At 37.6% G+C, this 7,834-nt stretch carries 6 protein-coding genes; 4 read left to right on the forward strand and 2 right to left on the reverse strand.

Features of this window, described 5'->3' with window-relative positions:
• Positions 1 to 126: 126 nt before the first annotated feature.
• Together HXN26_RS10540 and bcp are read right to left on the reverse strand one after the other, a co-directional pair.
• Positions 127 to 915: a TIGR02757 family protein gene (locus tag HXN26_RS10540; protein ID WP_273161187.1), complete on the reverse strand. Its 789-nt coding sequence runs from the start codon at positions 913 to 915 to the stop codon at positions 127 to 129.
• Between the two features lie 10 nt (positions 916 to 925).
• Entirely contained in the window at positions 926 to 1,387 is a 462-nt protein-coding gene (gene bcp, locus HXN26_RS10545) for a thioredoxin-dependent thiol peroxidase (protein ID WP_025001082.1), read from the reverse strand.
• A 347-nt stretch (positions 1,388 to 1,734) separates the two neighbouring features.
• On the opposite strand from bcp, the gene HXN26_RS10550 reads away from it, so the two are divergent.
• The 4 genes from HXN26_RS10550 (at position 1,735) to HXN26_RS10565 (ending at position 7,655) form a co-directional block, all read left to right on the forward strand.
• Positions 1,735 to 3,051, forward strand: a complete 1,317-nt coding sequence (locus HXN26_RS10550; protein ID WP_025001081.1) for an anaerobic C4-dicarboxylate transporter family protein — start codon at positions 1,735 to 1,737, stop codon at positions 3,049 to 3,051.
• Between the two features lie 147 nt (positions 3,052 to 3,198).
• Positions 3,199 to 4,254: an L-asparaginase 2 gene (gene ansB / locus HXN26_RS10555; protein WP_273161190.1), complete on the forward strand. Its 1,056-nt coding sequence runs from the start codon at positions 3,199 to 3,201 to the stop codon at positions 4,252 to 4,254.
• A 98-nt stretch (positions 4,255 to 4,352) separates the two neighbouring features.
• The gene (locus HXN26_RS10560; protein ID WP_273161192.1) at positions 4,353 to 5,549 is read left to right on the forward strand and encodes a porin; all 1,197 of its coding nucleotides are present in this window, start codon (positions 4,353 to 4,355) and stop codon (positions 5,547 to 5,549) included.
• 681 nt (positions 5,550 to 6,230) lie between these two features.
• Positions 6,231 to 7,655 carry an aspartate ammonia-lyase gene (locus tag HXN26_RS10565; protein ID WP_273161193.1) on the forward strand — a complete coding sequence of 475 codons (1,425 nt, stop codon included), beginning with the start codon at positions 6,231 to 6,233 and terminating at the stop codon, positions 7,653 to 7,655.
• Positions 7,656 to 7,834: the final 179 nt, after the last annotated feature.

Below are 7,834 nucleotides of genomic sequence, written 5' to 3' on the forward strand. Positions count from 1 at the left end.
CAAGGTAAAGGAAGAATAAAAAGAGGATGTATCAATTTTGACACACCCTCTTTTACAATGTCGTACAGATATTATTGCTTTCTGTTAGAATAATATTTGACAAAACAAACAGGTGATAGCGTAATATTATTGCGAATTTATGCCGTAGCCAAATAGTGCAAAATCACCTTTCAAAGGGTCGTCAGGAAAGACTTTTAGTAAGGAATCCGATAATCGTCGGGCCACACTCATGGTAGCAGACGAGGTATTTAACAACTTCAAGTGAGTTGCTTGCTGCAACACATGCGTATCTAAGGGAATTATAAGCGACTGTTTATCGATGAAATCGTGCCATATTCCCAAATCAACGGGAGAGTTATTACGAACCAGCCAACGTAGGAACATACATATACGCTTACACGATGAAGATGCGTTCTTCGGCACAATGCCCATTACTTGTTGTTCTGCAAAGAATGTACACAGGGCATTTACAGCAACAATGGCCTTTATTTTGGTGTTTGTTTCACCTTTTATATCGTATGCATAATGTTTTATGTAGTTGCTGATTGTGCCATATTGGTTCAGCATTTCAGCAAGTGCTGAGAAGAATAAATGCATGGTATGATTGGTATATAGGCGATAAAAACATGCGGAATCATCGGGAATATCGTGACGAAAGGTCTCTTCTCTAATCCAATTGTATGGATTGCCTTCTTCACAATCAAGTATATACTGAATCCGCGGCATAAATACTTTGCGCGAGCCGTAGCTTAAACATGCAGCAATGAAAGCCATAACCTCCTTGTTTTGGTTGCCTTCAACTTGGTGCATGAACCAAGATGGATCACCATTAAGAAAGTTCTCGTTCTCATATAAAGCAGCAAAAGCTACGAGTTTATCCTTCGTAGCTTTGCCTATTCGTTGTGTCTGACTCAAAATAATGCTTTTATTCAGCTCCTAATTTCAATATTTGTTCGGCGTGTTCCTTCACTTTAATCTGCTTAGGAGTGAAGATTTCTTCTACCAAACCCTCTTCATTGATAATAAAAGTAGTGCGATAAGTGCCCATATAAGTACGTCCACACATCTTCTTTTCGCCATAAACTCCAAACGTTTCGTTCAGTTTCTTGTCTACATCGGCTATCAATGGGAAAGGAAGATTGTATTTTTCAATAAACTTCTTGTGCGATTTCTCGTCTTGAACACTTACGCCAATCACAGCATAACCACGCTTTTGCATCAACTCATAGTTATCGCGTAGACTGCAAGCCTGTGATGTACAGCCCGGAGTAGAGTCCTTAGGATAGAAGTAAAGTACAATCTTCTTGCCTTTATAATCGCTTATTTTAATTTCTTTTCCGTCTTGGTCAGTTCCCAAAAGTTCAGGAACTTTATCTCCTATTTCCATATTTAATATTGTTTAAAATGTTTGATTGAGTTACTATTGTGGCAAAGTTAGTTATTTTTCTTGTATCTATTCCATTTTTATTGAATATTATCTTTAAAATTAAAGTAATACACCTTTTTTACGACAGTAAAGTTTAGATTTACAGATAAATTCCTTTTCTGAATCTTGTAGCCTGTTAATGGTTGAATCATTGAGTTTTGCACGGATTGTTGTTCTGTTTATTACACATTCTTTCTGATTCGTTAAAGTTTAATAACAAGATACGTGTTTTTCAGCTACGAAGGACAATTCATGCATAAAAAATGCTACATTTGCAGAGTATATACAAAACAAACAAAGACTAATAGATGGAATTTTTAGTAATTGCAGAATTACTCGTGGTCTTAGCTATGATTTTTATCGGCGCACGAGTTGGAGGGATTGGATTAGGAATTTATGGTATGGTTGGCGTTTTCGCCCTTGTATTTGGCTTCGGACTTAAGCCAGGCTCAGCACCAATCGACGTAATGATGATTATTGTTGCGGTTATTACAGCAGCTGCAGCATTGCAGGCTTCGGGCGGTTTAGAATACTTAGTGGGAGTCGCAGCTAAGTTTTTGAGGAAACACCCCGAGCATATTACCTACTTTGGTCCGCTCACTTGCTGGTTGTTCTGCCTTGTTGCAGGAACTGCTCATACCTCTTATTCGTTGTTACCTATTATTTCTGAAATTGCGCAAGCAAACAAAATACGTCCTGAACGTCCAATGAGTCTGAGCGTTATTGCTGCCTCATTAGGTATTACAGGAAGTCCTGTAAGTGCTGCAACCGCTGCTTTAATTAGCCAAGATATTCTCGGAGCAAAAGGTATAGAGTTAGGAACAATCCTTATTGTTTGTGTACCTGCATCGTTAATAGCTATTCTAGTGGCAGCCTTTATACAAAATCGAGTAGGTAAAGAGTTAGAGGATGACCCTGAATATAAGCGTAGAGTTGCAGAAGGAATTATCAATCCAGAAGAAGATGCACGCAATCTTGAAATTGCAGAAGAACATCCTAACCCACGTGCAAAGTATTCTGTTTGTGCATTCTTTGGTGGTGTTCTTTTAGTAGTTGTCTTTGGTTTCTTCCCTAAATTGCGCCCTGAAGGAGTAACGATGAGTCAGACAATAGAAATGATAATGATGTCAGTTGCTGCGTTAATCTTGCTGGTAGGTAAAGCAAAAGCAAGTGATGCAGTAAATGGAAATATATTTAAAGCAGGAATGAATGCTGTTGTTGGTATCTTCGGTATTGCATGGATGGGTAGCACTTTCTACACAGGTAATGAAGAATATCTTAATCAAGCACTCTCTGGAATGGTTGCTAGTGCACCTTTCTTGTTTGCTGTTGCCTTATTTATCATGAGTATTATGCTCTTCTCGCAAGCTGCAACTGTAAGTACACTCTATCCTGTTGGTGTAGCATTGGGTATCAATCCTATGTTGCTGGTGGCAATGTTCCCAGCTTGTAATGGCTATTTCTTCTTGCCAAATTATCCAACTGAGGTAGCTGCACTTGACTTTGACCGTACAGGAACAACGCATGTAGGCAAGTATGTAATCAATCATAGTTTCCAATTGCCAGGGTTTGTAACAACATTTGTTTCTATTGGAGTCGCAGCACTGATTATACAATTCCTTTAAAAAGGTCGTATTGTTCGGTAAAAAAGAATTATCAGCTTATCTATAAGGATTATACTTTTCAATCAAAAGAATTATACCATTCGTAAAAAAGAACGATTAAGGTAAAAAGAACAATAAACATTAACAACTTATCAAAAAACAATTATTATGGGAAAAATTAAGTTTTCATTTCTAGTAGCATTGAGTCTGTTGATGACTACAGTCGCATTTGCACAAAAACCTAAAATCCGTATCTTAGCAACAGGTGGTACAATTGCAGGTGTTTCTGCGTCAGCTACAAGTTCTGCTTATGGCGCTGGTCAAGTAGGAGTTCAGACATTGATAGATGCTGTGCCACAAATAAAGGACGTTGCAAATGTTTCTGGTGAGCAAATTGTAAATATTGGTAGTCAGGATATGAATGATGAAGTTTGGCTAAAGTTAGCAAAGCGCATCAATCAATTGCTGAATGAAGAAGGTTACGATGGTGTTTTGATTACTCACGGAACTGATACGATGGAAGAAACAGCCTATTTCCTTTCATTGACAGTTCATTCTGATAAGCCAGTTGTATTGGTTGGTTCTATGCGTCCATCTACTGCTATCAGTGCAGACGGTCCCGCTAACCTTTATAATGGTATTTGTGCAGTAGCCGATCCATCTTCAAAAGGACAGGGAGTAATGGTTTGTATGAACAATGAATTGTTTGAAGCAAAGTCTGTTTTGAAATCTCATACTACAGACTGCGCGACTTTTAAAGGCGGTATTTATGGTGCAATGGGCTATGTTTACAATGGAAAGCCTGTTTATTTGCACAAGCCAATGGCAAAGCAAGGTCTTCAATCAGAGTTCGATGTTAAGAACTTGACTTCGCTTCCTAAGGTTGGAATCGTCTATGGTTACGCTAACTGCTCTGCACTTCCTATGAAAGCATTTGTAGATGCTAAGTATGATGGTATCGTTTTAGCAGGTGTAGGCGATGGAAACTTCTATAAAGATGTATTCGATGTTGCTTTAAAGGCTGTTGCTAATGGTATCAATGTAGTACGTTCAAGTCGTGTTCCATTTGGTCCTACCAATCTTAATGGTGAGGTAGACGATGCCAAATATCATTTTATTGCATCTTTGAACCTTAACCCACAAAAGGCTCGTGTACTTTTGATGCTTGCTTTGACTAAAACAAAAGATTGGCAGAAGATTCAGCAATATTTCGCTGAGTACTAATCACTGTTCTCATAACATTGTAAAGGAGTAATATTTTTGTTTTGCTCCTTTACGATAACTAAACTATTCTTTTATTTACAACATAAAAACAAATGATAATGAAACATACTTTACTTTTAGGCGCATTGTTAGCTGTTGCAACAAGTGGTATGGCACAGGATAACCATGGTTATGGTGCAGGCGATGGTGATTTTAAGTCGCTTTCTGAAGAGATTGCAAAGTTGAAGAAACATAACGACATGTTCAATGTTTATTTCAACTATGCTGCTTCTGGACAAGTTTCGCAAGATGCCAATAAAGATTGGGGAACAAAATTTGCCAATAAGCAGTTGCGTATCGAAATTAAAGGTAATCTAACCGATAAACTTTACTATCGTTTCCGCCATCGTTTGAACAAAGCTAATAGTGCTCAGAACGAGGATAACTTTGCCAAAGCTACCGATATTATGATGGTTGGCTACAAGTTTTGCGATAAGCTGAAAATTGAAGCAGGTAAGATGTGTCAGATTTGGGGTGGATTTGAATTCGATGAAAACCCAATGGTTATCTATCAATATTCAGATATGGTTGATAACATGGATAACTTTATGGCAGGTGTAACAGTAAGTTTAAAACCAGTTCCAACACAAGAATTTGCATTCGAAATAAGCAATGCGAACAATAATAAGTTCGCAACCGAGTACGGAAGTGCTCCTGTGTCTTTAGAAAAGAATGGAACACGCGCTTTGGAAGCTTCTAAAAATCCGCTTACTTACATTGCAAACTGGAACGGAAGTTTTTTCGGTGATAAATTGCTTACACGTTGGTCATGGGGTATTCAGACACAAGCCAAACATAAATACTCTCGTATGTTGATTTTAGGACAACAGTTGAATCTTCCTAAATTGCAATGGTATCTTGATTATATGGGAGCATTTGATGGTTTAGATCGTCTGAAGATTGCTTCAAGCGAAATAACAGCAGTTCCTTCATATGCAGGAGAATCATACTTTAGCGATGTTCATTACAATTCGTTTATTACTAAACTGAATTGGCAATTTGCTCCAAAATGGAATCTCATGGTGAAAGGTATGTACGAAACAGCAAGTGTTACAAAAGTGGCACAACTAAAGAACTACCGAAAGAGCTTCGGTTATATTGGAAGCATAGAATATTATCCTGTTAAGAGTCAAGACTTCCGTGTATTCTTGGCTTACGTTGGTCGTAAGTTCGATTATAGCAAGGCATCAGGTTTGCAAGACTACAATACAAATCGTATAGAACTTGGATTTATGTATAGAATTAAAGCTTACTAAAACATAAAGTTTAAAGGTAAAAGAATGTCGGATTAGAATTCGAAACCTTAAACTTATAGTAAACTAAAGCGTCCTATCAAACTCGCTTCTTGAGTTCTGATAGGACGCTTTCCGTTATTTCTATTTTCTCAGTCATCTAAAAATGTAATTCCAATACTAAATATCAAAGAATTGCGGTTGCTTTCAAAATGGTTGTATTTCCTATTCTATATGTGCAATTTTAACTTTATGATATACGACGAAACACTAACATAAAGTTAAGTAATATAACGTTTGTGTTTCACTAATAAAGTTTCTTTTTATAGAAATGGAACAATTCGTTTTGAAGACGTCTGAATGAGCATGCAAAATGCTGGCTTTGTGAGTTTTGTAATGTTTGTTAAATATTGCTAACTTTAAAATGTTTCCTACTAAAACTGCCCCTACCAGCTAATAATTTGCTACATTTGCAATGTAAAGTAGAGATGGTAGAAAGGATTGCAGACAACTTCTTATTGACACTATTCTGTTTATAAAAAGAGCTGTGCCAAAGAGTTGAAAACACAACGTAAATACTATAAAGATGCAAAACTTGAGAAACTACAAAAGATTTACGCTACATTATCATATTTACGAAAATAAAACCGTCCTATTAACAATGAACTTAAACACAATATCTAATTTATAAAAATTTGCATTATCATGGCAAACGAGACAAACAACAAAGAATTCCGTATTGAGAGCGATCTCTTAGGCGAACTTCAAGTACCAGCTAACGCATACTACGGTGTACAAACACAGCGTGCAGTAAACAACTACCACATTTCTGGAAAAAGAATGTGCGACTACCCAGATTACGTTATCGCAATGGCTTATGTTAAGTTGGCTGCTGTTGAAACCAACCGTGAATTAGGTGAAATCAACGACGAAATCTGCGATGCAATGGCACAAGCATGTCGCGAAATTATTGATGGTAAGTTCCACGAAGACTTTGTAACCGATATGGTACAAGGTGGTGCTGGTACATCAGTAAATATGAATGCTAACGAAGTTATCGCTAACCGTGCATGCGAAATACTCGGTCATCAGAAAGGTGAACACAAATATTGTGCTCCTAACGACCATGCTAACTGCGGACAGTCTACAAACGATGCATATCCAACAGCAATCCACGTGGCATTGATTCGTATGAACAAGACATTGGTAGAGAAGTTGGCAAAGCTTGTTGCTTCTTTCCGTAAGAAGGCAGAAGAATTCAAGCACGACATTAAGATGGGTCGTACACAGCTTCAAGATGCAGTCCCAATGACAAGCGGTCAGGAATTTAATGCTTTTGCTAATTTGCTCGAAGCTGAAATTGCTAATTTGAATAAGAGTGCAGAAATGTTCCTCGAAATAAACATGGGTGGTACAGCTATTGGTACAGGTTTGAATGCTGCTCCTGGCTTCCCAGAAATCTGTGCTAAGAAGTTGAGCGAATTTACAGGAATGACATTCAAAGCAAGTGAAGATCTCGTTGCTGCTACTCCTGATACCACAGATCTTGTACAGTATAGTGGTGCAATGAAGCGTTTGGCTATTAAACTTTCTAAGATTTGCAACGACCTTCGTCTTATGGCTTCTGGTCCTCGTTGTGGTCTTCATGAAATAAACCTTCCTCCAATGGCACCAGGTTCAAGTATCATGCCAGGTAAGGTAAACCCTGTTATCCCAGAAATTACTAACCAAACATGCTTCAAGGTAATTGGTAACGATACAACTATAATGCTCGCAGCAGAAGCTGGCCAGTTGCAGTTGAACGTTATGGAACCTATAATCATGCAGTGCTTGGTAGAAGATATTACATGGATGGGTGAGGCTTTCGATACTCTTCGTGAAAAATGTATCGATGGTATTACTGTAAACAGTGAGCATAATGCAGCTACTGTAAAGAACTCAATTGGTATCGTAACAGCTCTTAACCCATATATTGGTTACAAGAACAGTACAAAAATTGCAAAGAAAGCACTTGAAACTGGTGGTTCTGTTTACGACCTCGTACTCGAAGAAGGTGTTCTTACCAAAGAACAACTCGACAAGATTCTTTCTCCAGAGCACATGCTTGATTCTGAAGAGAAAGTAAAGTAAGGCAAAATCCTTATTATACATATAAATAAAAAAACTCTGTGCATAGATTGCGCAGAGTTTTTTTATGCTCTGAGCTAATATATGAATAGGGTAGGAGAATTAAATTCTTATACTTTATAGTATGTAGTCCCCCCTTAAAAACCTAATATTCCTCTGATTCATAGTATATTATCCTGTAA

It is taken from the genome of Prevotella aurantiaca (assembly GCF_015262605.1).
GTDB classification, from domain to species: Bacteria; Bacteroidota; Bacteroidia; order Bacteroidales; family Bacteroidaceae; genus Prevotella; species Prevotella aurantiaca.